The 3,081-nt window shown below is 65.6% G+C and carries 2 protein-coding genes; both read left to right on the plus strand.

What is annotated here, in order from left to right; all coding sequences use genetic code 11:
* On the plus strand, positions 1-756 hold a 756-nt coding region (locus tag K675_RS0121735), incomplete at its 5' end, for a phosphopantetheine-binding protein (protein ID WP_026145416.1).
* Positions 757-1,117: 361 nt separating this feature from the next.
* The coding region (locus tag K675_RS0121740; RefSeq protein WP_026145417.1) for a condensation domain-containing protein at positions 1,118-3,081 on the plus strand (1,964 nt) is incomplete at its 3' end.

The following is a 3,081-nucleotide window of genomic DNA, read 5'->3' on the forward strand; positions in this document are numbered from 1 at the left end:
GTGGCCCGAGGCTACCTGAATCGCGACGACCTCACGGCAGAGCGCTTCCTCGACGACCCGTTCAACGGCGGACGCATGTACCGCACCGGCGACCTCGGCCGCTACCTGCCCGATGGCAACATCGAGTATCTGGGGCGCAACGACGACCAGGTGAAGATCCGCGGCTTCCGCATCGAACTGGGCGAGATCGAGGCGCGCCTGGCCAGGCACGCCGACGTGCAGGAGGCGGTGGTGATGGCCCGGGAGGATGTACCGGGAGAAACCCGCCTGGTGTCGTACTTCACCCCGGCCAGCAGCGGGCTCGTACCCGACAGCGGTAGCCTGCGCGCTTATCTGCGCGGGTTGCTGCCGGACTACATGCTACCCGCGGCCTATGTGCAGCTCGAGCGGTTGCCCCTGACCCCCAACGGCAAGCTGGACCGCAAGGCCCTGCCGGCACCGGATAGCAGTGCCTACGCTTCGCGTGTCTACGAAGCCCCGATGGGCGAGGTGGAGATCAAGCTGGCGGCGCTCTGGGAGGACCTGCTCCAGGTCGAGCGGGTGGGGCGGCATGACCACTTCTTCGAGCTGGGTGGGCACTCGCTGTTGGCGGTCAGCCTGATCGAGCGTATGCGTCAGGCGAACCTGGAAGCCGATGTCCGGGTGCTGTTCGGCCAGCCGACACTGGCCCAGGTAGCCGCGTCGGTGGGTACGACACAACAGGTGGAGGTACCGCGGGTGAAGGTGCCGACACTCAAGCGCAAACGCGTTATCTGAAGCCCTGGCTCCGTATCCGGCCGATTGCCGATCGGTCGGGTACGGAGCCGTTTTTTTCCCCAATCCCCTGGCAACGCCTCGAACTCTTGCAGGCCCGTGCCTTGTCCCGGCTTCCCATGACAGACAGTCCCAGGTGGATGCTCTAATTTTCGAGGCCTGTGGGGAACATGGCGAATGGGGTTGTTTCGCATGTGTCAGTGGCCCGTAGGCTTTGCCGCCGCGGCGCCGGTCATGCCTGTACCCCGATCCCGTGCCGTCTTCGAACCTCGAAGCCCCTCCGTTTTATCGCGTGAACGCTGTCTCCGACACCGAGCCCTTGGGTCGTCAACCCTCTCCGACATGATAAACAGTAGGTTATTCGATGCACTTCAGCGAATTGATGGCAGTTCTTTCCACGCACGCGATTGGCCTTCAACTGGAAGAAGACAATCTGGTGATTCTTGGTGACGACGAGGGCCTTGACAGCGCCGTCTTCGATAGCCTGGTCGTGCACAAGGCGGAACTGCTCAGGCTGGTGGCTCGAAACGGCGGGGAATGGCTGAGCCCGGCCCTGCGCATCACGCCGCAGATGTTGCCGCTGGCCAACCTCGGCCAGGCGGCCATCGACCGGATTGTCGAATCGGTGCCGGGCGGAGCCGGCAACGTGCAGGACATCTACCCGCTGGCGCCCCTGCAGGAGGGTATTCTCTATCATCACCTGGCCGCCGGGCAGGGCGATCCCTATGTCTTGCGCTCGTTGTTCGCGGCCGAGAGCCGCGAGCGCCTCGACGATTTCGCCCAGGCCCTGCAGGCGGTGATCGACCGGCACGATATCCTGCGCACGGCGATGGTCTGGGAAGGCCTCGATGAACCGATGCAGGTGGTCTTGCGCGAAGCGACGCTGGCGGTGGAAGAAGTCGAGCTGACGCCCCGTGACGGTGATATCGAAACCTGCCTGCGTGAACGCTTCGATCCCCGGCATTACCGCCTGGACCTGCGCCAGGCCCCGCTGATGCGCCTGATGTGCGCCGAGGACCGGGCCAATGCGCGCTGGGTCGCGCTCCTGCTGTTTCATCACATCGCCATCGACCATGCCGCGCTGGAGCTGGTGCAATACGAAATGCAGGCCTACCTGCTCGGTGAAGGTCACGCGTTGCCCGAGGCGGTGCCCTATCGCAACTATGTGGCGCAGGTCCGGCTCGGTGCCGGAGCCGATGCCCATGAAGGCTTTTTCCGCGACATGCTGGCGGACGTCGATGAACCGACCCTGCCATTTGGCGTAGCGCAAATGCCTGGCGGCAACCCGCAGATCGAAGAGCTCCACCTTCCTGTCGCCGCCGATCTGAGCCAACGCCTGCGTGCCCAGGCCCGCCAGTTGGGCGTCAGCGCCGCCAGCCTGCATCACCTGGCCTGGGCGCGGGTGCTGGGGGCCGTGTCGGGCAAGTCCGATGTGGTGTTCGGCACCGTGCTGATGGGCCGGATGCAGGGCGGCAAGGGCGCCGACCGGGCGCTGGGCATGTTCATCAACACCCTGCCGTTGCGGGTAAAGCTCGATGGGCACGCGGTCCGCGAAGGGGTCAGGACCACCCACGCACGCCTGACCGCCTTGCTCGGTCATGAACACGCGTCCCTGGCCCAGGCCCAGCGTTGCAGCGGTGTGGCGGCCCCGACGCCCTTGTTCAGCTCGCTGCTCAATTACCGCCACAGCGCCACCGGCTCGCAGGTCTCGGCCGAGACCGCCCGGGCCTGGGCCGGCTTGCAGAGCCTGGGTGGCGACGAGCAGAGCACCTATCCGATCACCCTGTCGGTGGACGATCTTGGCGAGGGTTTCAGCCTGGCGGTCCAGACCCTGGTGCAGATCGGTGCGCAACGGGTCGGTGACTATATGCTGGCGGCCCTCGCGGCGCTGGTGGAAGCCCTGGAGCAACAGCCGCAAACACCGTTGCAGCAGTTGCAGATCCTCTCTGCGGCCGAGCGCCAGCAGGTGCTGCATGGCTTCAATGCCACGGCGCGTGACTATCCACGGCACAGCAGCCTGGCGCAACTGTTCGAGGAGCAGGTGGCGGCTCAGCCCGATGCGCTGGCTGCCGTGCAGGGCGAGCAGGCACTGACCTACCGGCAACTCAACAGCCGGGCCAATGCCCTGGCGCAGCACCTGGTCGGTCTTGGCGTACAGCCGGGCGATCGCGTGGGCCTGCTGCTGGAGCGTTCCTTCGACCTGTTGGCCGGCCAGTTGGCGATCCTCAAATGTGGCGCAGCCTATGTGCCACTCGATATCAATGCTCCCGCCGAGCGCCAGGCGTTCATGTTGCACGACAGCGAGGCTCGGCAGGTATTGACCCGCCG

Origin of the sequence: Pseudomonas fuscovaginae SE-1 (genome assembly GCF_000364705.1) — a bacterium.
Lineage (GTDB): Bacteria > Pseudomonadota > Gammaproteobacteria > Pseudomonadales > Pseudomonadaceae > Aquipseudomonas > Aquipseudomonas fuscovaginae_A.